19 protein-coding genes are annotated in these 22755 nt (G+C 32.8%); 12 read left to right on the top strand and 7 right to left on the bottom strand.

Annotation, left to right across the window (positions count from 1 at the left end; all coding sequences use genetic code 11):
- Positions 1-98: 98 nt before the first annotated feature.
- Together B2989_RS15255 and B2989_RS15250 are read right to left on the bottom strand one after the other, a co-directional pair.
- The gene (locus B2989_RS15255) at positions 99-1793 is read right to left on the bottom strand and encodes an alpha/beta hydrolase-fold protein (protein ID WP_292950144.1); all 1695 of its coding nucleotides are present in this window, start codon (positions 1791-1793) and stop codon (positions 99-101) included.
- 55 nt (positions 1794-1848) lie between these two features.
- Positions 1849-4659 carry a WD40/YVTN/BNR-like repeat-containing protein gene (locus tag B2989_RS15250; RefSeq protein ID WP_292950142.1) on the bottom strand — a complete coding sequence of 937 codons (2811 nt, stop codon included), beginning with the start codon at positions 4657-4659 and terminating at the stop codon, positions 1849-1851.
- A 218-nt stretch (positions 4660-4877) separates the two neighbouring features.
- Here B2989_RS15250 and B2989_RS15245 point away from each other — a divergent pair, with 218 nt between their 5' ends.
- Positions 4878-6170, top strand: coding sequence for an aminopeptidase P family protein (locus tag B2989_RS15245; protein ID WP_292950140.1), 1293 nt, complete (start codon positions 4878-4880; stop codon positions 6168-6170).
- 39 nt (positions 6171-6209) lie between these two features.
- A complete protein-coding gene (locus B2989_RS15240; protein ID WP_292950138.1) occupies positions 6210-7154 on the top strand; it encodes a hypothetical protein in 945 nt (314 codons plus the stop codon).
- 53 nt (positions 7155-7207) lie between these two features.
- On the opposite strand, the gene B2989_RS15235 is transcribed toward B2989_RS15240, so the two are convergent.
- Positions 7208-8536, bottom strand: a complete 1329-nt coding sequence (locus B2989_RS15235) for an aspartate kinase (protein WP_292950136.1) — start codon at positions 8534-8536, stop codon at positions 7208-7210.
- Between the two features lie 102 nt (positions 8537-8638).
- Here B2989_RS15235 and B2989_RS15230 point away from each other — a divergent pair, with 102 nt between their 5' ends.
- Positions 8639-9295, top strand: coding sequence for a hypothetical protein (locus B2989_RS15230; RefSeq protein ID WP_292950134.1), 657 nt, complete (start codon positions 8639-8641; stop codon positions 9293-9295).
- Here the strand turns inward: B2989_RS15230 and B2989_RS15225 are convergent.
- Genes B2989_RS15225 through B2989_RS15215 form a run of 3 tightly spaced genes read right to left on the bottom strand, consistent with a single transcriptional unit; the run spans position 9276 to position 12528 of the window.
- Complete coding sequence (locus B2989_RS15225) at positions 9276-9641, bottom strand: hypothetical protein (protein WP_292950132.1); 366 nt, start codon at positions 9639-9641, stop codon at positions 9276-9278. The two genes, B2989_RS15230 and B2989_RS15225, sit on opposite strands and share 20 nt — an antisense overlap.
- A gap of 50 nt (positions 9642-9691) precedes the next feature.
- A complete protein-coding gene (gene brnQ, locus B2989_RS15220; protein ID WP_292950130.1) occupies positions 9692-10978 on the bottom strand; it encodes a branched-chain amino acid transport system II carrier protein in 1287 nt (428 codons plus the stop codon).
- A 2-nt stretch (positions 10979-10980) separates the two neighbouring features.
- On the bottom strand, positions 10981-12528 hold the full coding sequence (locus tag B2989_RS15215) for a serine hydrolase (RefSeq protein ID WP_292950128.1): 1548 nt from the start codon (positions 12526-12528) through the stop codon (positions 10981-10983).
- A gap of 93 nt (positions 12529-12621) precedes the next feature.
- On the opposite strand from B2989_RS15215, the gene B2989_RS15210 reads away from it, so the two are divergent.
- A complete protein-coding gene (locus B2989_RS15210) occupies positions 12622-13395 on the top strand; it encodes an alpha/beta fold hydrolase (RefSeq protein ID WP_292950126.1) in 774 nt (257 codons plus the stop codon).
- Positions 13396-13505: 110 nt separating this feature from the next.
- Positions 13506-13787: a hypothetical protein gene (locus tag B2989_RS15205; RefSeq protein ID WP_292950124.1), complete on the top strand. Its 282-nt coding sequence runs from the start codon at positions 13506-13508 to the stop codon at positions 13785-13787.
- On the opposite strand, the gene thiL is transcribed toward B2989_RS15205, so the two are convergent.
- Positions 13784-14833 (bottom strand): thiamine-phosphate kinase, encoded by a 1050-nt coding sequence (gene thiL / locus B2989_RS15200; RefSeq protein ID WP_292950122.1) that lies wholly within the window; start codon positions 14831-14833, stop codon positions 13784-13786. The genes B2989_RS15205 and thiL overlap by 4 nt on opposite strands.
- 174 nt (positions 14834-15007) lie before the next feature.
- Here thiL and B2989_RS15195 point away from each other — a divergent pair, with 174 nt between their 5' ends.
- From B2989_RS15195 to sufB, 7 genes are all read left to right on the top strand, one after another.
- A complete protein-coding gene (locus B2989_RS15195; RefSeq protein ID WP_292950120.1) occupies positions 15008-16561 on the top strand; it encodes a choice-of-anchor B family protein in 1554 nt (517 codons plus the stop codon).
- A 4-nt stretch (positions 16562-16565) separates the two neighbouring features.
- Positions 16566-18059: a choice-of-anchor B family protein gene (locus B2989_RS15190; protein WP_348661396.1), complete on the top strand. Its 1494-nt coding sequence runs from the start codon at positions 16566-16568 to the stop codon at positions 18057-18059.
- 4 nt (positions 18060-18063) lie between these two features.
- Entirely contained in the window at positions 18064-19413 is a 1350-nt protein-coding gene (locus B2989_RS15185; protein WP_292950118.1) for a hypothetical protein, read from the top strand.
- 2 nt (positions 19414-19415) lie between these two features.
- The gene (locus tag B2989_RS15180) at positions 19416-20180 is read left to right on the top strand and encodes an MbnP family protein (protein WP_292950116.1); all 765 of its coding nucleotides are present in this window, start codon (positions 19416-19418) and stop codon (positions 20178-20180) included.
- A 3-nt stretch (positions 20181-20183) separates the two neighbouring features.
- Positions 20184-21257, top strand: coding sequence for a cytochrome-c peroxidase (locus tag B2989_RS15175; protein WP_292950114.1), 1074 nt, complete (start codon positions 20184-20186; stop codon positions 21255-21257).
- A gap of 105 nt (positions 21258-21362) precedes the next feature.
- The gene (locus B2989_RS15170; RefSeq protein ID WP_028282341.1) at positions 21363-21692 is read left to right on the top strand and encodes a HesB/IscA family protein; all 330 of its coding nucleotides are present in this window, start codon (positions 21363-21365) and stop codon (positions 21690-21692) included.
- Between the two features lie 19 nt (positions 21693-21711).
- Positions 21712-22755 (top strand): Fe-S cluster assembly protein SufB (sufB, locus tag B2989_RS15165; RefSeq protein ID WP_292950111.1); only part of this gene is annotated, 1044 nt, incomplete at its 3' end.

The raw sequence follows: 22755 nt of genomic DNA, 5'->3' as shown, positions 1-22755 counted from the left end.
AGTTAATTATTTGTTATACAAAGATAAGCCACAAGCGATATACTAACAAATTTTAAAACTTTTTTGTACTATTTAGAATGGGTTTAAGTAATAAAACTTTAATGTAAGGTAATATTTATATTATTAACCCATAATTGGGATCTGTCCATATTGGCATTCCACTGGTCAATCATAAATACGTCATCATAACCTATGATTTTTTCAAAAACTAAAACATGGTTTACGATTACTTTTACTGGTTTAGATAAATCTACCATTTCTGGTGAAATATAAATATTAAACGACCCAACCTTTTCTGTATTTATATCAAATACATTATCAGTAAATTTAGCATTAATCTTTGCAGATTGCCTAGGAAAATCAAATGCATTTTGATTAACATCAAACGCTATAGCATTATCATTATCATCTAATTTTAGCCATTTTGTAATTTTAAAATTAATTGGTTTTTGCGACACTTTAGTCGTTTTGATAGTATCTAATTTAATAGTATTTAACCAATCAATAGTGCCATGTGCATTGTCGTCAAACTCCCATTGCAATATTTTTGAAAAAGGATTTCTTTTTCGCTTAATAAGATCTTCAAACAATATATCATAAGCAGGTTCTGCCTCATCAAAATCTGGAAACCAATGCGGAAAGCCATTATACCTATAATCTTTATAATCCGCCTTAATTTTAGACATAATGCTATTTAAACTATCATTTGCATTTGGCGGATAATAGTAATCTTGATCTGTAGAAAAATTAACAAAACTTCTAGCTTTTACATTCTCTATAAACGTTCCGCCAGTATAGACTTTTGGATGTGTATTAAAACCATAAAAACCAGCAAATTGTGTTGGTTGCTTCATTAAGTATGAAAACGACCCAGTTGCTCCATTAGAGTGACCAGAAACAAATACTTTATCATCATCAATGTTAATTGCTGACTTTATTTGCTTAATAATTTCTGGAACCATAAAAAAGCCTTCATCTCCAATCATCCAATTAAAATTTTTATCAGCTTTTGGAAACACTAAAACAACATCATTAGCGTCTGCACGCTTGGTATATTTTGTATTAGCGTATTTTAAATTACTTTTTGTCTCATAATCCGATAATGTGGTGTAGCGTATTGCTCCATGTAAAAAAACCAACATTGGATATTGATTGTTTGGATTATACGTTTTGGGTAGATGCACAAAATAAGACGTACTAGACGTATCATTTATTTGAAATGAAATAGAATAATCTTGCTTTTTTTTGGGCAAAAAATTGTTTTGACTTTTAATATAATTATAAAGTTGCTCTGCACTTAGACTATCAATTGAAGCGCCTTTTTTAGTACTAAAAAATTCAGCTTCATCTGATGCCAAATTATCAAAAAACTGCGTTTGATTTAATATCGCAGCTTGCTTTAAACTAGACCATCGTTTATCATTAAATAAATTTGAATAGTCCTCTGTTGCATAGTCTCCTAAGACATAATCCCAACCTGGATAACCTTCGTCATCCTCTATTAATTCTGCCAATGGTTGCAAATACTTAAAAGCAACATCATTCATTTTTAAACGACTAGCAATTACACTTGCATTGTACTTAGAATAATCGTCTATACTATCTGGATATTTATTAAACGCATTTTGATAAGTAACAAGTGCTTCTTTTAATTTTAAAGAATCTTCGTCCTTTGACAATTGCATTGCCTTATCAATTAAAACAGTGTAGGATTCTTTTTTTATTGCGATGCTTTTTTTGCAACTACTTAAACTTAAACAAATGATTACTATAATTAATGCTACCTGTTTCATATGGACGATTTACTATAAAAGAGACTTCATTTAAAAAAATGTTACACTTTTGGTATTATTCGACTTCAAAAGCTTTTTCGACACCATCAATTTTAATTTTATAATTTCCTTTTACAATATAATATTTGTCATTTTTAGCTTTATTAATGTCGATAGTAGTGTTTTCTTTTAAGATTACTTTTCTACCTTTTTCATGAATCGTTAAATCGTAATCAATAAAATTAAATCCTTTATCTAAATTCACGTAAAACGCTCGTATTTGCTTACCGCTTTCTGTTAGGATTTCAACCTCCTTCTTACCAGAAATAGTGCTATACAATTGGATAGTCGTACTAGGCTCATAGGGTTGCATCCATTTGCTCCATGAATTTCCCCAACGTGAATAATATCTAATAGACTCTAGATCAAAAATGGTCATTTTACTACTTAAAGCCATGCTAGAATCATACTTTTGCAACGCAGAAAGATTAGTTTTATAGATACCACGACCATGGGTACCTAATAACAAATCATTACTTTCTTTTTGCGTTTTTATATCATGCACAGCTACAGCTGGTAAATTTTTAGAAAACGCTTCCCATTGGTCTCCATTATTAAAACTTACATAGGCTCCATTATCGGTTCCTAAGTACAGAATATTTTCCTTTACAGGATCTTCTACAATTACATTTACTGGAGCTGTTGGAATATTAGCGTTTATAGACTTCCAAGTTTGACCATAATCGTCACTCATGTAAACATAGGTAGAAAAATCGTCAAATCGATAACCATTTAATGTTGCATAAACGCGTTCCTTTTTATGCATTGAAGCCACTACGCGTGTTACCCATAAATTATTAGGTAAATTGCCTGAAACATTACTCCAAGTTGCTCCTTGATTTTTTGACACATGTATTAATCCATCATCACTTCCAACGTATAATAAACCAAATTCAAAAGGAGACTCACTAATCGTAGTTAAGGTACCGTAAGCCACATTCCCTGATTTTCCACCTTGTGTTAAGTCATCACTAATAGCTTTCCAGGTATTACCTTGATCTAAAGATCGCATTAATTTATTACCACCTAAGTACAAAATATCTTGATTGTGATCCGACAAATGAATTGGTGTTTGCCAATTAAAACGATACGGTTTTTCGCCAAGCTCATGCTTTGGTTGGATGTAAGTCTGCTCGCCAGACGCTCGGTTTAGTCTGTAATAATTACCAAATTGGTAACCTGTATAAACAATATCTGGATTACGATTATCAATCTGGATTTGCATACCATCTCCACCCATTATACTTTTCCATGGATATTCTCCATTTTGATGCCAACTTTTATCTTCAGGTGCATTATTTGCACCAACCCAAACACCATTATCTTGTAAACCACCATAAACACGATATGGTTTTTGATTATCTACATTTATAGCGTAAAACTGTCCTACAGATGGCGAATTATTTTTTATCCAATTAACACCATCGTCATATGTAATATTAACACCTCCATCATTACCATTAATTAAATGATTTGGGTTTTTAGGATTAATCCAAAGCGCATGGTGGTCTGCATGCACATTTTCTGCACTTATAGATGTAAACGTTTTACCTCCATCTTTAGATTTTAAAATTGGCACTCCGTAAACATAAATGTCATTTTGATTTGCAGGAGACACATATACATGTCCAAAATAATACCCATAGCTATAATATAAATCGTCTAAATAATCGCTGTGTGTCTTAGACCACGTTTGTCCACCATCTGTACTTTTATAAACTTCAGCTCCAATTACAGGTGTATCAAACAACATTGAGTTTGCATCTTCTAAATAATGAGCTAAATCAATTGGCTTTACGTTTCCGCTGCGTACCATTTGCTTCACGTTTTCTGCTCTGTATTTTTCCTGAAAGCCATTCATTTTTAAAAAGCCATTCAGTTTTTTATCGTCTAAATTTAAAAATTCAGACGTGCTCATTGTTTTAAAATCATCTTTTTGTAAACCTCGTCTCACTGCATTATTTCCGCTTGACGGTCGTCTAAATTGACTATCATGTATAGCATAAATAATATTATTATCGTAAATAGCCAATCCAATACGTCCAACGCCATCACCTACTGGAAAACCACTGATTTTTGTAGATATTTTATCCCAAGTATCTCCAGCATCTATACTTTTATAAATTGCCGAGTTGTTACCGCTTCCATCAAAATTCCAAGCCTTTCTATCTTTTGTCCATGCAGTGGCAAACATGGTGTTATAATCTCCAGGTACATGTTGCATATCAATAATTCCGCTGAAATCATCCACGTATAATGTTTTAGTCCAATTAAGGCCACCATCTGTGGTTTTATAAACACCTCTGTCTTCAGATTTTGAATATAAAGCACCTGTAATACCAACAGTCACTTCATTAACATTATTAGGATTAATCAATATACGTCCAATATGTTGAGAATTGGGCAACCCAACATGTTGCCAAGTTTGACCATTATCCGTAGACTTTAACATACCAACTCCTGCATAAGACGATCTAGACGCGTTATTCTCTCCTGTTCCAACCCAAATAGTTCTGGTTGGCCAATGCACAGCAATATCACCAACATTTTGGGTTTGAGAATTATCTAAAATAGGCTCAAAAGTTGTCCCATTATTTATGGTTTGCCACACACCTCCAGAAGCATATCCAACATAAAATTCTGATGGGTTTTCTGGGTTTACATCCAAATCTACAACACGACCACTCATTACGGTTGGTCCAATGTTTTGAAACGCTACATTTTTAACTATTGAGTTTGCTTGTAATTGGGCTTTATCTGCCAACATAGTTTGTTGTGCACTTACAGAAGTAACGACAAATAAAAATAAAAAAAGTCTATAAATCATGGTTGTATATTATAAGTTTTGAAGATACAGATAAAAGTAAAATTAACAAAGTAAAAACCTTAAACCAAACAGATTTTAAGATGGATTTATAACTTATCTATCTTAAAGTTCTTATTTTTACAGCTAGTTATAATTTCCGCTTGACGGAAAAAATTATAACTCAAATTTTATGAATACATTTTTTCACTTCTGTGGAAATTAAAAATTAAATTTTTCTTATGAAATATCACAAAATCGACTCGTCATTATTTATAAAAAACCGTAAAAATTTTGCTTCTCAAATGAAGCCAAAAAGTATTGCCTTTTTTAACTCTAATGATATTTATCCAATTAGTGCGGATAGCACATTACCATTCCAACAACAACGCGATATTTTTTATTTAAGTGGTGTTGATCAAGAAGAAAGTATTTTAGTTTTATTTCCGGATTGTCCAAATCCTAAAAACAGAGAGGTTTTATTTTTAAAAGAAACCAATGCACACATTGCTGTTTGGGAAGGTGAAAAACTAACTAAAGAGGCTGCATTGGCTACAAGCGGAATTAAAACCGTTTATTGGTTACAAGACTTAGAAAAAGTTGTGTTTGAAATGATGACGCAAGCCGAAACCGTTTACATAAACACCAATGAGCATTACAGAGCTAATGTAGAAACCGAAACAAGAGAAGACCGTTTTACTAAATGGATAAAAGATAAATATCCTGCACATAGTGTTGCTAAAAGCAATCCAATATTACAACGCTTAAGATCTGTAAAAGATCAAATTGAATTAGACTTAATCCAAACCGCTTGTGATATTACAAATAAAGGTTTTAGACGTGTTTTAAACTTTGTTAAACCTGGCGTTATGGAATACAACATTGAAGCCGAGTTTATGCATGAGTTTTTAAATAATCGTTCTAAAGGCTTTTCATACACACCAATTGTAGGTTCTGGAAACAACGCTAACGTATTACATTATATAGAAAACAATCAAGAGTGTAAAGCTGGAGATTTAATATTAATTGATGCTGGAGCAGAATACGCTAATTACGCTAGTGACATGACACGTACTATACCTGTTTCCGGTAAATACAATGACAGACAAAAAGCGGTTTACAATGCTGTTTTGAGAGTTAAAAATGAGGCTACAAAAATGCTAGTTCCTGGTACAATTTGGGCTGACTACCATGTGGAAGTTGGTAAATTAATGACTAGTGAACTTTTAGGTTTAGGCCTACTTGATAAAACAGATGTACAAAACGAAAATCCAGATTGGCCTGCTTATAAAAAATACTTTATGCATGGTACGTCACACCACATGGGATTAGACACGCATGACTACGGGATTTTAACAGAACCAATGCAAGCTAACAACGTATTTACTGTTGAGCCTGGAATTTACATTCCTGCAGAAGGTTTTGGTATTAGATTGGAAGATGATGTTGTGATCCAAAAATCTGGAGAACCTTTTAATTTAATGAGAGACATCCCAATTGAAATTGAGGAAATTGAAGATATAATGAATAAGTAAAATTTTCAAAATAAACTTTACTTCAAAAGAAATTAAATAATGGATAATTCATCTTTCGAAAAAGGAGAAAAATTCGAAGGTTTTGTAGAAAAGAATCTTTTCCCAAAATCAGAATATGATTTAATACATAGAACTAATGCTTTTAGTCAAAACAGCAAAAGATATTCTGAGAACACTCTAAAACCTGATTTCAAATTTAGATGCAAGAAAACTAAAAAGGAATTTTATATAGAAGCAAAATATCGTTCAAGCTTCAACTCGGACGATATGGTGGAGGTGATTAGCTTTACCCAATTAGAACGATTTAGAAAAATACAAGCAGATGAAAACACTTCAGTCTTTATAGTTCTAGGAATAGAAGGCTCACCCGAAAACCCGAAAAATATAAGCTTAATTCCTTTAAATGAATTAGCATATCTTAAACTATACCCTTCTTTTATCAACAAATTCAAAATTGAAAAATCAGCAGTCACCAATGAAATTTTAAAGTCATACGATGTAGAGTATACCAACAATAATCTAGAGAAAAAGCAATTTAAAGCTAAGCATAAAAACATTTTAATAGGGATGCTTCTTTTGATTATAACTACAACTAGTTTTTTTATTTTTTACGAAAACACTGAAAGTAAAATCAGAAAGAAAACAACTGAATATTATCAACATTTAGAAAATGGCAACATAAATGCTTTAAAAAACTATATAGCTCCGAAAGTCAATAATTGGTATGACAAATCAGATTTAACTTTAGATGAAATAATAATAGAAACCTCAAAGTATTTAAAAAATTTCCCAAAAAGCACTACGAATGTGCAATGGGACACTTTTAAATTTTCAGAACTAGGTGAAGATTACCTATGTACTTACAATTTATTATATAAAATCAAATCAAAGGGAAAATTTAAAGATAAAATTTATCACTTAAAAATAAAGGCGACTTGGGGCAAAGACTTTAAATTAAAAAGTATTGTTGAAAACCGACTTTAAAAAAAAGTAATTAAAATAAAAAAGCAAGCCCTAAAAGCTTGCTTTTCCTCATTTTAAACTAAAACAGAATGACTCTCAAAAACATAGCGTTGTAGCTTTTTCAAGGTTTCTTTTTTATCACTTGTATTAATAAGCAAAGAGATATTATTATTACTTCCTCCATAAGATATCATACGCACGCTTACGTCTTGCAAAATTTGAAACAAATTAGGCGTGTCTGGATGAAATATAATAGCATTACCAACTAAACATACAATACTCATATAATTATCAACCTCAACTACTGAAAATCGATCCAATTCTTCTACAATAGCCTCTAGATGCGTGGTATCATCTATGGTTAATGACACAGCAATTTCTGATGTTGTAATCATGTCTATGGACGTTTCATAACGCTCAAAAATTTCGAATACTTTCTTTAAAAAACCATGTGCCAATAACATTCTGGCAGACTTTATCTTTATGGCAGTAATACCATCTTTTGCAGCAATTGCCTTAATCCCTTCACCATGGACTTGATTTGTTATTAATGTACCATGCGCTTCTGGTAACATGGTGTTTTTTAACCTAACTGGTATATCCAATTCACGCACAGGCATAACGGTTTGAGGATGTAATATTTTGGCTCCAAAATAAGCCAACTCTGCAGACTCATCAAAAGACAAATTAGAAATAGCTGTTGTATTCTCTACAAATCGTGGATCATTGTTATGAAAACCATCTATATCTGTCCAAATCTGCACTTCTTTTGCTTTTAACACAGCTCCAATTATGGTAGCAGTATAATCACTTCCTCCTCGTTGTAAATTAGCAACATTTCCTTTTACATCACGACAAATAAAACCTTGCGTAATATAAATCTCTGCTTTTGGCGACTCATTAATTACACGATTTAAATTTTGTTGTATGTAATAATTATCAGGCTCATTTGTTTTATCAATGCGCATAAAATCCAGAGCAGGCAATAACACAGCATTTATATTCTCTTGCTGTAAATAATGGCTAAAGATAAATGTTGACAATAACTCGCCTTGCGACACTATTTGATTGTATAATAAATCGTCATACAATCTATTGACCAAAACCTCAAGTGAATTAAAAGTATTATTAACATACACAAAAACCGTTTTATAAATTTCTGGTGTTGTAATTAAATTTTTAACGGTCGTGTTATAGGTGTTTCTAAGTGCATCAATAACAATTAAAGCATCTTCTGGCTTATTATATTTAATGTAATCTGCAACTTTGACTAAGACATTTGTGGTACCTGACATAGCAGATAAAACCACAACTTTTTGTTGTCCATTGTTAATAATGTTTTTAACATTAACTATATTTTCAATAGACCCAACAGATGTGCCTCCAAACTTTAATACCAACATATTATTTACATTTATACTGCTAAATTACTTAGGGACTTTTATCTAGCCATAAAAATGAAAAAATTGTACTATTTTTGCACAAATTGTTAAATAATTAACACAATGAAAACCATAGCCTCTTGCGTAGAAGACATACTAATTACTCAACCATTTTTAGAAGAAGCGTTGTCAAGAAGTATTATTAATTATTCTGCTTTAGCAGAAGAGTTAAACGCTCCCATTAGTGCCATGCTACGTAAACCAGTAAAATCTGGAGCAATTATGATGGCTTTGCGACGTTACAATACACCAAATACGCTTAGACATTCTTTAAAATTAAAAAGCACCTTACAAAATTTAGGAGATATTACAGTACGCTCCAATTTAAGTGACTTTACGTTTCAAAACTCAGAAACATTAATACAAAGTCACACAAAAATATTAGATCAAGTAGAGGCTAACAAAGATATTTTTTATGCGTTTACACGAGGTATCTTTGAAAGTAATATTATTATATCAAGTTCGGAAAACAAAAAAGTTATCAAATGTTTTTCTAATGAAAAACAAATTGGATTACAAGAAGGTCTGTCTGCAATAAGCGTGCGCTTACCTAAAGACAACTCCAAAATATCTGGATTATATTACCAAATATTTAAGCGATTAGCTTGGGAAAACATTCCTATTTACGAAGTCGTTTCGACCACAAACGAATTTACTGTATTAGTAGAAGACCATGTGGTTGATAAAGCCTTTTCAGTTATTAAAAACCTAAAAAACTAGGGTTAACTTTAGTCAACTCACCAGAATCTAAAGCCTTTTGATAATCCGCTTCTACAGTAGTTTGAAGTCCAAAAAACTTAGTGCCATCTTTCTTTTTTAAAACAACGTAGGTTTTATTTTCTTTAGCAACTACATCATCAATCAAAACGACAGTATTTATAACAGGCTTATAACTTGCTAGCTTACCACGTTTGACTAAAATGTTTAATCTTGGAAAATCAATATGATTGTAGTGCTCTCCCTTAGGAGCTTTTACCTCTAAAACATCACCTACTTTAGGCTGGCTTTGAGCAAAAGACATAAAACATACAATTAAAAATACTAAAGTTAATACTGCTTTTTTCATAACATTACATTTTAGTTGTTACACAAAGTTAAAAACTTCTACTTAAAAAGTCAAGTCTTTTTAACTAGTAAATTAGTAAAAATAAATCCTAAAAGTGCTGGTAAAACCCATCCTAAACTATATTGAGCAAAAGGAATTAAGCTGACCACGTTTGATAAATTTTTTGAAGGACTTATAACACCTACAACATCAGGAATACTAAACACAAACGTCAATAATACAACAACTCTAAAAACTAAAGCTGTAGCATATTTATTTGGTATTGCATTTAGAATAATCAATACAATAGTTATTGGGTAAATAAATAAAAGTATTGGCAAAGCAATAACTATAATGGTATTAAAATCTAATTGCCCAACCACAACACCAAACACACTAGCAATTATTGCTGTTACCACATAAACCGTCTGAGAGTTATTTATTAAACCTTTAAAATAATCTGCAGTACCTGTCACAATACCAACAGCTGTTGTAAAACAAGCCAACGCAATTAAAACACTTAGCACTGCATACCCAAAATCACCTAAAGCCTTAACACTAATACCTGTTAAAAGGTTAGCACGTTGCATGTCGTTGTTTAAACTACTATTAATATCAATTTCGGTTCCGTATGAAGCACCAACTGCAATTAATCCTGCGTAAATTATAAACAAACCAAAACCAGCAATTAAACCTGATTTTTTAATCAGGTCCTTTTTAGCTTCAAAAGTAGCGTCAGTTTTAATATTAATTGAGATAATAATAACTGCTCCAACGACCACTGCTGCAATAGCATCAAAAGTTTGATACCCTTCTAAAATACCAGCAACAATTGGAGTATCCATTTGCGTTGGGTTAGTAACCATTTGTGCGGAATACAACCCAATACCAATAACCAACAGCAACATAATTACTATAAAAGGCGTTAGATACTTACCTATTATGTTTAATATTTTAGAACGATTTAAAGCAAAAACCAATACTAAAATAAAGTATATACTGCTAGTTAATAAAGGTGAAGTACCAAAATTTGGATGTATTGCAATCTCATGCGTTGCTGCTGCTGTACGTGGTGACGGAATAGCTACTGCAATAAGATAAATTAAAACACAATAAATAAAACTAAATATTGTAGACACTTTTTTACCAAAGTCATATAAAGTCCCTTGTAATTTAGCATGCGCATAAATACCAATAATAGGTATTACTACTGCTGTTATAACAAAACCTAAGGTTACCCAAAACCAATTCTGACCAGCATTATAACCTAAAAGTGGAGGTAACAATAAATTTCCTGCTCCAAAAAAAAGCGAAAATAATGCAAAGCTTGTTATTAAAAGATCTTTAGTTTTATTCAAAATTAGTCTTGCTTAATTAATTTTAAATCTTCAAAATCAAAGCTAAAATCTGTTACAGGAGCAATTGGTTTTAATGTTGCGCTTACCGCTTTAGCTTTTTCGTTAAAACTAAATTGCATAAAACAATCTGCATCATAACTTCTATTATCCCATTTAACAATATAAGTAGTTGCATTGTATGGCAAAACGCTTCCGTTTAGCGTCTTAGATTTCTCTGAAGTAATTCGTAAATCATTTCCACTTTGTGTAATACTAACATTTCCAAACCAAGCATCAGTATAAGTACCTGTAATAGCAGATACATCCACAGTTTTACTACTATTTTTCATTTTAGCTACCTGATCAAAAACTACAGTTTTAAGACTATCGTTATATTGGTACCATTCCTTGTTATTTCGACCTAATTTTTCTAACCATTTACGGTCTTCATAACCTAAATAACTATCTTTAATGGTATTAGTAATGGTATTAAAAGCCGAACCATTCATCTGATTAGTTAATACTACAATTGCCAAATCTAAATCCAGAATCATAGTAAATTGCGTCACTGTACCCAATAATCCTCCAGTATGATATACTTGCTTATATCCACCTTTTACATCAGTTACAAACCAACCTAAACCGTAACCTCTAAAATTAGAATCATAACTATCATTAGCACTTACTTTTAAAGGTGTTTGCAATTGCCAAAGTTCATCAAACTGTTTTTCGCTAAGCAAACGTTCCCCATTTTTAGTTACAGCATCATTCATTAAAAACTGAGCCCAAGTCAACATATCATCCACATTACTAACAATACCTCCAGCTGGATTTGCAGTGGGACTCCAATCATGCGGAATTTGTACTAATTTACCATCTGCTAATGTATGTGCTTCAATAATATTAGATTTATCAGTCACACGATTATAGGACGCTTTACTATTAATCATCCCTACAGGTTTCATAATTTTGGTTTCAATAAACTCTTCCCAAGACAAACCACTTACACGTTTTAAAACTTCTCCAGCAATAATAAACATGTTGTTATTGTAGGCAAATTGACTTCTAAAAGAGCTTTCTGCCTCCAAATGTTGTACATTTTTAATAACATCTTCCACTTTAAAACTAGCTTCCGGAAAAAACATTAAATCTCCTGCACCAAGTCCCATACCACTTCTATGCGTAACTAAATCTCTAATCGTAAACTGTTCTGTTACCCAAGCATCTTGTAGTTTAAATTCTGGAATATGTTGTCTAACTTTATCATCCCAATTAAGCTTACCCTCATCCACCATCATAGCTAATGCAAAACAAGTAAACCCTTTACTATTGGAAGCTACACCAACCAAAGTACTTTTATCCATTGCTTTTTTATTAGATAATGCACGCACGCCATGTCCTTTAGCATATACTACTTTACCGTCTTTAATTATACCAACAGATATTCCAGGAACATCAAACGTTTTTAAGGTGTTTTCAACAAGTTGATCTAACTTATCTTCCTCAATTTGAGCAGATAATGTCATACACGTTAAAAAAGCAAAAGTGTAAAGAATTGTATTTAATCTCATAATTATATTATTTAGCGTCTTGGCAATCAAATATAGTAAATACTTACTCAAAACAACAGACTAAAAACAGTACAAATATTATCTTTGCAGGCTATGATTTTAACTTACAAAGGGATATCAATTGCCTACTCAGTTTCGGGACAAGGTAAAACCGTCACATTATTACATGGTTTTTTAGAAAACAGCACAATGTGGAAAGACACAGTGACAGTATTAGAAAAAACACACCAAGTTATTACCATAGATTTATTAGGTCATGGCAAAACGGAATGTTTAGGCTATGTGCATACTATGGAAGACTTTGCAAATGCAATAAACGTCGTGTTGATACATTTAAATATTACAAGCACAACACTTATTGGTCATTCCTTAGGTGGTTATGTTGCTTTGGCTTTCGCCGAAATTAAGCCAGAACTAATAAAAGGGCTGTGTTTAATGAACTCGACACCATTTGCAGATAGTGAAGAACGTATCTTACTTCGAAACAGAGCCATTAAAGTCGCAAAATCCAATTATGAAAACCTAGTGAGTATGTCTATAAGCAATCTGTTTTTTGAAGATAACAGATTACGTTTTGAAAAAGAAATTGAACACATTAAAACCGAAGCTTTAAAAACACCACTACAAAGTTACGTTGCCACGCAAGAAGGCATGAAAATTAGAATTGACAGAACTGCAATTTTGGAAAACCTAAACTGTAAAAAGTTAATTATAGCAGGTAAAAACGATCCTATTTTATCCAAATCGGACGTACTTCATCTGGAACAATTAAACGGTATTACAATTACTATTCTAGATGGTGGACACATGTCTCACATAGAAAATAAAGAAGAATTCCTACAAGAAATAGTGTGTTTTAACGAATAAATATAGCTTTTTGACCGATTTTTAAAATATTGTTCATATATTCGGAATTGCTATCTATCAGATTTCTAAGACCTAACCATAATTATCTGATTACAAAAAGGCCTATAAGTATGAATAATGCACAACAAAAACCATCACTAAAGGGACGTTTATACTGTTCTGTTTTTGGACACAATTTTAGCGTAAGCAAAAAAGTAACCTATCATATTAAAGAGTATAAGTGCTGTCATTGCAAAAAAGAAATGACTATAAACAGCAAAGGATACTTAACCGACTTGACACCAAAGTATAAAGAAATTAACTCGGTGTTAGAGCGTATTCATCGAAACAAATTAACTAGATATAGCAACAGTCAAATTATACAATCAACTGTTTTAAAAATGACATCTTAGTTAGTTTCAAAACTATTCCAGCCTTGAGCTGTTAGTTGTATTTTTTGATCACCTCTTGTAACTAAATGTGCACCTGAAGCTTCATCTGTAATATAACCTATTACAGTTAAATGTGGATTCGCTATAATTTTAGGAAAATCTTCTTGAGATATGGTCATTAACAGCTCATAGTCTTCTCCTCCACTTAAAGCAATAGTAGTACTATCCATATTAAACTCTTCGCTAGTAGAAATAACTTGAGGATCTAAAGGTATTTTGTTTTCATACAGATCACAACCTACTTTACTGGCTTTACACAAGTGTAAAATTTCTGAAGATAAGCCATCACTAATATCAATCATAGCAGTAGGTTTAACTTCTAAATCTGCAAGTAATTTTATTATATCTTTTCTAGCCTCAGGCTTTAATTGACGCTCTATTATATAAGTGTACCCATCTAAATCAGGTTGATTATTAGGATTCACTTTAAAAACTTCTTTTTCACGTTCTAAAACTTGCAAACCTAGATAAGCACCTCCTAAATCTCCAGACACTACTAATAAATCGTTTGGTTTGGCTCCACTTCTATAAACCTCTTTACCTGTTTTTACTTGACCAATTGCAGTCACAGAGATAATTAATCCAGAAGTCGAAGAGGTCGTATCACCTCCAACTAAATCAACATCGTATAACTTACAAGCAGTTTGCACACCAGCGTAAAGCTCCTCTATAGCTTCTAAAGGAAAACGATTAGATACAGCAATCGACACTGTTATTTGAGTCGCCTCTGCATTCATGGCATAAATATCTGATAAATTGACAATTACCGCTTTGTAACCTAAATGCTTTAAAGGCATGTAGCTTAAATCAAAATGGACACCTTCAACTAAAAAATCTGTAGACACTACTACTCTATCTTTATCAAATTCTAAAACAGCAGCATCATCACCTATTGCCATAATTGTAGATTTTTGAGTTACCTCAAAACTTTTAGCTAAATGATCGATTAATCCAAATTCTCCTAATTGGCTTAAATCTGTACGTTGTTGGTTTTTATCTTCTATCATACTGCAAAAATACTAAGCTTAATTCAATCTTAACAAAAAAAGCATTTAAATTGTTTAATTATTAAAAACAAGAGGTATCAAATGTAATTAATTCATCAATTTAACAAGTTAAAAGTAAGTTTTATCGCTATTTCTGCTTAATTTGTGTCCAAAAATTATGAATAACTTAACCTAATGAATATTTCAAAAAAACTACTCCTTATCTTATCATTAGCTACTAGCACTCTAATATTTGCACAAAGTCCATGTGTAGGCGGATTTGCATCGCATACCATTGATGGTGTTACAACTAATTATCCTTGTGATGGTTATGATTTATTATCTAGAGTTCCAATCTCTACATTAGCTACAACTTTAGGTAATGAAGAAGGAAGTGATATTTGGGGATGGACAGACCCATTCGACAGTAAAGAATATGCCATTATAGGAACCACTAACAGTACTGCTTTTGTAGATATTAGTGACCCAATAAACCCGATATTTTTAGGCCGAATAGAAACCGTAAACAATAACACATCGTTTTGGCGCGATGTTAAAGTATACAATAACCATGCTTACATTGTGGCAGATGGTGTTGGTGCTCATGGCATGCAAGTCTTTGACTTAACCATTTTAAGAAATGGAGTGGATAGCGATTTAACCTTTGATGGTCCTCAAGTATTACGATTTACTGGAAATGGAGGCTCTGGCGATTTAACCATTGGAAGTTGCCATAATATTGTTATAAATGAATCTGAAGGGATAGCCTATTTAGTTGGTTGTAGTGGAGCTGCAAGTGGAGGACCTGTTTTTGTAGACATTACAAATCCATCAAGCCCTACTGTAGTTGGTAGTTATGCTGAAAAAGGGTACACACATGACGCACAAGTTATAACCTACAACGGAACAGATAATAACGTAACAAGCCCTACAGTAAGTGGAGTAAGCAGTTATATTGGACGCGAAATTTTACTAGCTAGTAATGGTGGCTCAAATGACAGAGTTGTATTATTAGATGTAACAGAAAAAAACAATCCTCAATTTATTTCAGAAATCTCTTATCCTAACCCAGGTTATGCACATCAAGGTTGGTTTACAGATGATCACAGATATTTTATTTTTGGTGACGAAACAGATGAGCAAAATTTTGGTTTCGGAACCAGAACATTTGTTTTTGACATGTTAGATTTAGATAATCCAGTACTAATTTCAACTTACGAAGCTTCATTTACAGCAATCGACCATAATGGTTATGTTAAAGGCGACAAGTTTTATTTAGCAAATTACAGAGCAGGTTTACGTGTATTGGATATTCCTACTCTAATTTCTACCAACAACACTAATTCAGAAATTGGATATTTTGACACATTTCCTTCTAGTAATAGCGCCAATTTTAATGGAGCTTGGAGTATTTACCCATATTTTTCAAGTGGAAATATTATAGTCAGTGATATTGAAAGAGGATTATTTGTAGTACGTGCAAGCGATAATCCTTTAAGCACAAAAACTTTTGAATTAGATAACACTATTTCTATATCTCCAAATCCAGCAACACAATCTAATGTAACAATTAAAGCTTCAGCTACTATAAACACAGTAGAAGTTTACAATATAATTGGTAAAAAGCTAATTTCTAAAAGCAATATTAACACAAATTCATACGTTTTACCTATTCCTAATTTATCCAACGGAATTTATTTGGTTAAAATCAACAATTCTGTTTCCAAAAAACTAATAGTCAATAATTAACACCATGAAAAACATTTCTAAAACAATAAAATCTTTTATGCTTAGCTTAAGCATCCTTTGTTTTTTAATTATATATCAAAGTTGCTCTAAAGATGACGAAAACGGGACAGGTACACCTGTAGCAACAATTGCAGATGCTGATCAAGACGGAATAGCAGATGATATTGATAACTGTATTAATATTGCAAACCCTAATCAAGAAGATTCTGATAGCGATGGTATTGGAGATGTTTGTGATGACGATTTAGACAATGATGGTATTACTAACGATTTTGATAATTGTCCTTTAACTGCAAATCCAGATCAATTAGACGAAAACAACAACGGAATTGGAGATGTTTGTGAAACAGAAAACGCACCACTTTATCCATGTATAGATGGTATGGCAGGACCATATCCTTGCAATGGTTACGACCTATTAGGACAAATCAATGTTTTTATATTAAGCGGTAACAGTAATCAGGAAGGAAGTGATATTTGGGGTTGGACAGATCCTTTGGATGGTAAAGAATATGCAATTATTGGGTTATCAAACAGTACCGCTTTTGTTGACGTATCGGATCCTATTAACCCAATATTCTTAGGTCGATTAAACTCAAGTGCTGGATCAAGCGCCTGGCGAGATGTTAAAACTTATAACAATCATGCGTTTATAGTAGCAGATAATGTTGGATCACATGGTATGCAAGTCTTTGATTTAACACGATTAAGAAATGTAATTAATGCACCTCAAAATTTTACTGCAGATGCATTGTTTAATGATGTTGGTAGCTGTCACAACATCGTTATTAACGAATCTGAAAGTGTAGCTTACCTAGTAGGTTGCTCGTCAACAAATGGTGGAGGACCTATATTTGTCGATATTAGTAACCCAACTAATCCCGTAAATTTAGGAGACTATACAGCTGTAGGATATACGCATGACGCACAAGTAGTCACTTACTCTGGTCCAGATTTAGATTATACAGGAAAACAAATATATGTAGGTAGTAATGGTAATACAGATCAGGTTGTAATATTAGACGTTACAGACAAATCCAATGTGATTGAAATTAGTAGCTTCACATATCCACAGACTGCTTATGCGCATCAAGGTTGGTTTACAGAGGATCAACAATATTTTATTTTAGGCGACGAACAAGACGAACAAAATTTTGGATTTAACACCAAAACACTAGTTTTTGATTTCACAGACTTAGATAACCCAATTGAGCATGCCACCTATCTTGGCCCAACGCCAGCAATTGATCATAATGGCTACGTAAAAGGTAACGAATATTATTTAGCTAATTACAGAGCAGGATTAAGAGTGTTAGACATTTCCAACATAGCATCTACAACTAATTCTATGACAGAAACTGGATATTTTGACACCTATCCATCAAGCAATAGCGCTGCTTTTAATGGTGTTTGGAGTGTCTATCCGTATTTTGAAAGTGGTAATATAATTATTGGAGATATTGAAGGCGGATTACTTATAGTACGTAAAAGCAATTAATTAAATGAAAATTAAAACAATCCATAAAACTTTAACCCTTTTTACTATTTTAATAGCATTATCGTGTAATGACGATACTGAAAACACAACTCCTAATCCAACGATTACAACGCAAGGAATTGTAAAAAGCGTTAAAACAATTGGAGGTTCTAAAAACGAGAGTGGACAAGCTGTTAAAAACACTTCTGATGGTGGTTATATCGTTTTAGGTTTTACACAATCAACAGATGGTGACGTAACAACTAAACTAGATAACAGTTATGATGTTTGGGTTGTAAAATACAATCAAGACAACCAATTACAATGGTCTCAAACATATGGAGGATCAGGTGACGAAAGAGGTAATGATATTATTCAAACTAACGATGGAGGTTATGCAATAATTGGATTTACTTACAGTAACGATGGAGACATCACTAACAATAATGGACAGGAAGACTTTTGGATTATAAAAATAGACGCTCAAGGCAACTTGATTTGGCAAAAAACGTATGGCTTTTCAGGTATAGATACAGGCCACTCTATAATACAAACTAGCGACAATGGTTTCTTTGTAACCGGAGTTTTAGATGTTACAGCATCCAATGGAGCAGGAAATACCAGAAGCAACCAAACATTACATGCTGGCGGAGATTATTGGGCTGTAAAATTGGATCAATCCGGAACGTTAGAATGGAGTAAATACTTTGGTGGTTTTTTCTCAGACACTGCCTATGATGCCATTCAAACAGCAGACCAAGGTTTTATTATTGTCGGATCATCAGATAGCGCAGACACAGATATCTCTAATAATAAAGGTTCTTATGATTTTTGGGTTGTTAAAATATCAAACTTAGGTAACTTAGAATGGGAGAAAAATTTTGGAGGAGATGAAATTGATGAAGCAAGAGCAATAACACCTTCAGGAGACGGAAACTATTTAATTATAGGAGATACCAGGAGCGAAGATATTGACGTAAGCACAAATTTTGGAGCTGCAGATGTCTGGCTAATAAAAATTTCTCCGCAAGGAGAATTACTTTGGGAAAAAACATATGGAGGAGAAGATTTTGACGTTGGTAGAGCAATCTCTTCAACTCAAGACAATGGATTTGTTATCTGCGGAAGCTCAAGAAGTTTAACCGGAAATTTAACTAATAATAAAGGTCAAAATGATGGTTGGGTTTTGAAAATCGACGCTAATGGTAGCTTAAAATGGCAACAAAGTATTGGAGGTAGTAACATTGACTTTTTATACGGAATTACGCAACTTAATAATGGCACAATAATATCTGTTGGAGAATCCAGCAGTAATGATTTTGATATCATAGAAAATAAAGGATTTACAGACTTACTCTTAATTGAAATAAAATAAAAATGAAAAAAACAATTGCCCTTATATTGCTTTTAGCAATTACATTTTCTTGTAACGAGGATATGGATGACAACACAACATTATCTGCAAGCGTTAACTTTAAATTTACGCATGATTGGAATGACACTCTAATTAATAGTAGCAATCTAGAAACAGAAACAGTTACAAATGCTAATGGTGAAGTAATAAACATGGTTAGATTTAGATATTTAACATCTAAATTCAAACTAACAAATACAGCAGGAGACACCTACAGTTTTGAAGGCTTTAAATTTACAGACTTAGCAGTAGAAGAGACATACAATTTTGCGCCAGACATAAATGGAATTCCTTCCGGAACTTACACTTTAAGCTTTGTCTGGGGTTTTGATGAAGAAGATAATATTGATGGAGCCTATCCATTATTAAATACAGCCAGTTGGAATTGGCCAGAAATGTTAGGTGGTGGTTATCATTTTTTACAATTTGATGGTATGTATAATGTAGACACACCAGACCCTTTACCTTTTAACTATCATAATGGTACAGCAAGAGTTGAAGATGGATTATTTGAACAAAATTTTGCAACGATAACTTTAGACACACCAATAACAATAACCACCGAAACTACAATAGAGGTTAAAATGAATATCGCTGAGCTATTTACAAATCCTAACACATGGGACTTAAACGTATTAGACACACCTTTAATGCCTAATTATGACGCTCAAAAAATGATGCAAGAAAACATTTTAAGTGTGTTTACTATTGGCGAAATCACACAATAACTAATGAAACACTGGTTAACATACAGCCTATTTTTTATAATTCTTTTTAGTTGCTCTTCCGAGGAAGCATCGCATGACAACGCCTATGTACCTATTCCGTTTCAATTAGAAATACCTTCACTATTTGAAGACAAATTAATTGATCCCATAATTCCTGTGAGTAACAAATTAACTGTGGAAGGTGTGGCATTAGGCAAACAGTTATTTTTTGACAACATATTATCCGTTAACAACACCAAAGCGTGTGCTAGTTGCCATTCACCACAACATGCTTTTGCTGATCAAAATCAGTTTAGTGTTGGTGTGACAAACATTGAAGGCACCAGAAATAGCATGCCTCTATTTAATTTAGCTTGGAATTTTGACGACAGATATTTTTGGGATGGACACGCATTAGGATTAGAAAGCCAAGCGCTAGAACCAGTAATAGATGCTAACGAGCTGGGAAATGATAGTTGGGAACCAGTAGAAGCAAAACTTAATAATCATCCAGAATATCCGCAACTATTCAAACAGGCTTTTGGTACCTCAGTAATTACTAAAACATTAGTTTCAAAAGCAATAGCTCAATTTGAACGCACTTTAATTTCCGGTAACTCAAAATTTGATAAATTCTCAAACGGAGAAGTTGCATTAACACCCCAAGAACAAAACGGATTGGATGTTTTTATGGACGAATCTAGAGGTGATTGTTTTCATTGTCATGGTAATCCAAACAATCCACTTTGGACAGATAATAAGCTTCACAACAACGGTTTGGATGCCACATTTTCAGATTTAGGATTTGGTTTAATAACTGGTAATCCTAATGATAATGGTAAATTTAAATCACCATCTTTACGTAATCTAGCCTACACTGCTCCTTATATGCATGATGGTCGATTCGCAACATTAGAGCAAGTTATAGAGCATTACAGTACAGGACTACAAGCGTCTTCAACCATTGATCCTTTAATGAAAAAAGTAGCACAAGGAGGTGTCAATCTTACAACACAAGACAAAGCTGACCTAAAGGCCTTTTTGCTAACGCTTTCTGACCCTTCTTTTTTAAACAATCCAGCATTTATTCCTGAATAAAAAAAACCTATAAAACCATATACTAATATAATGTTAGTTGATATGGTAAAAAGCGACTGATGTTGTATCTTTGCACTCTATTTAGATAAAATCTAATTAACAAGTATGATAAAAGTTTCTGATACCGCTAAAAAGAAAGTCATCGAATTGATGAATGATGATGGCTTTAACCCAAGCACAGACTACGTTCGCGTTGGTGTAAAAAGTGGTGGTTGTTCTGGATTGTCTTATGATTTAAAATTTGACAAAGCAAAAGAAGATGAAGACAAAGTGTTTGAAGACAATGACGTTAAAATTATTGTAGACAAAAAAAGTTTTCTTTATCTTATAGGTACCACTTTAGAATACTCTGGCGGATTAAACGGAACTGGGTTTGTGTTTAATAACCCTAACGCTAACCGTACTTGCGGTTGTGGCGAATCATTTTCATTATAACAAAACTGATAGACAAATTATGTCAAAATATACAGAGGACGACCTTAGAGAAGAATTAAAAACCAAAGAATATGAATATGGTTTTTTTACAGATATAGAATCTGAAACATTCCCTATTGGTCTAAACGAAGATATCGTTCGTGCTATTTCTATGAAAAAAGAAGAGCCAGAATGGATGACAGAATGGAGACTTGAAGCATTTAAAGTGTGGCAAGCAATGGAAGAACCGGATTGGGCTAATGTAAATTATACCAAACCAGATTTTCAGGCAATTGCATATTACTCTGCTCCTGTTGCTGTGGACCCAAACAAGACATTAGATGACGTAGATCCAGATTTGCTAGCAATGTATAAAAAGCTAGGAATATCTGTTGACGAGCAAAAAAAGATGAACAATGTCGCTATGGATATTGTTGTTGACTCTGTGTCTGTTGCCACAACATTTAAAAAGACTTTAGCAGAAAAAGGTATTATTTTTATGCCAATATCTGAAGCTATAAAAGAACATCCAGAATTAGTAAGAAAATACATTGGTACCATCGTACCAACAACAGACAACTTTTATGCTGCATTAAATAGTGCTGTATTTAGTGATGGTTCTTTTTGTTATATTCCTAAAGGTGTTAAATGTCCAATGGAATTATCAACATACTTCAGGATTAATCAAGGAGGTACAGGACAATTTGAACGCACATTATTAGTAGCAGATGAAGGTAGTTATGTATCATACTTAGAAGGTTGTACTGCACCTAGTAGAGACGAAAACCAATTACACGCAGCAGTTGTAGAGCTTATTGCTTTAGATGATGCTGAGATAAAATACAGTACAGTACAAAACTGGTATCCTGGTAATGCCGAAGGAAAAGGTGGTGTTTACAACTTTGTAACCAAACGTGGTTTATGCGAAAAAAACGCAAAAATCTCTTGGACGCAAGTTGAAACTGGAAGTGCTGTAACTTGGAAATACCCAAGTTGTATACTAAAAGGGGATAATTCTGTAGGCGAATTTTACTCTATTGCTGTTACTAACAATCACCAACAAGCAGATACTGGAACAAAAATG

This window comes from Olleya sp. UBA1516 (genome assembly GCF_002323495.1).
Taxonomy (GTDB): Bacteria; Bacteroidota; Bacteroidia; order Flavobacteriales; family Flavobacteriaceae; genus Olleya.
Note: the sequence above shows the minus strand (reverse complement) of the source record. Positions and strands in the feature narration are given on the sequence as shown.

Bases quoted from the DNA above. Each gene is read 5' to 3' on its own strand.
- B2989_RS15255 (WP_292950144.1), bottom strand. From the start codon at position 1,793: ATGAAACAGGTAGCATTAATTATAGTAATCATTTGTTTAAGTTTAAGT.
- B2989_RS15250 (WP_292950142.1), bottom strand. From the start codon at position 4,659: ATGATTTATAGACTTTTTTTATTTTTATTTGTCGTTACTTCTGTAAGT.
- B2989_RS15245 (WP_292950140.1), top strand. From the start codon at position 4,878: ATGAAATATCACAAAATCGACTCGTCATTATTTATAAAAAACCGTAAA.
- B2989_RS15240 (WP_292950138.1), top strand. From the start codon at position 6,210: ATGGATAATTCATCTTTCGAAAAAGGAGAAAAATTCGAAGGTTTTGTA.
- B2989_RS15235 (WP_292950136.1), bottom strand. From the start codon at position 8,536: ATGTTGGTATTAAAGTTTGGAGGCACATCTGTTGGGTCTATTGAAAAT.
- B2989_RS15230 (WP_292950134.1), top strand. From the start codon at position 8,639: ATGAAAACCATAGCCTCTTGCGTAGAAGACATACTAATTACTCAACCA.
- B2989_RS15225 (WP_292950132.1), bottom strand. From the start codon at position 9,641: ATGAAAAAAGCAGTATTAACTTTAGTATTTTTAATTGTATGTTTTATG.
- B2989_RS15215 (WP_292950128.1), bottom strand. From the start codon at position 12,528: ATGAGATTAAATACAATTCTTTACACTTTTGCTTTTTTAACGTGTATG.
- B2989_RS15210 (WP_292950126.1), top strand. From the start codon at position 12,622: ATGATTTTAACTTACAAAGGGATATCAATTGCCTACTCAGTTTCGGGA.
- B2989_RS15205 (WP_292950124.1), top strand. From the start codon at position 13,506: ATGAATAATGCACAACAAAAACCATCACTAAAGGGACGTTTATACTGT.
- thiL (WP_292950122.1), bottom strand. From the start codon at position 14,833: ATGATAGAAGATAAAAACCAACAACGTACAGATTTAAGCCAATTAGGA.
- B2989_RS15195 (WP_292950120.1), top strand. From the start codon at position 15,008: ATGAATATTTCAAAAAAACTACTCCTTATCTTATCATTAGCTACTAGC.
- B2989_RS15190 (WP_348661396.1), top strand. From the start codon at position 16,566: ATGAAAAACATTTCTAAAACAATAAAATCTTTTATGCTTAGCTTAAGC.
- B2989_RS15185 (WP_292950118.1), top strand. From the start codon at position 18,064: ATGAAAATTAAAACAATCCATAAAACTTTAACCCTTTTTACTATTTTA.
- B2989_RS15180 (WP_292950116.1), top strand. From the start codon at position 19,416: ATGAAAAAAACAATTGCCCTTATATTGCTTTTAGCAATTACATTTTCT.
- B2989_RS15175 (WP_292950114.1), top strand. From the start codon at position 20,184: ATGAAACACTGGTTAACATACAGCCTATTTTTTATAATTCTTTTTAGT.
- B2989_RS15170 (WP_028282341.1), top strand. From the start codon at position 21,363: ATGATAAAAGTTTCTGATACCGCTAAAAAGAAAGTCATCGAATTGATG.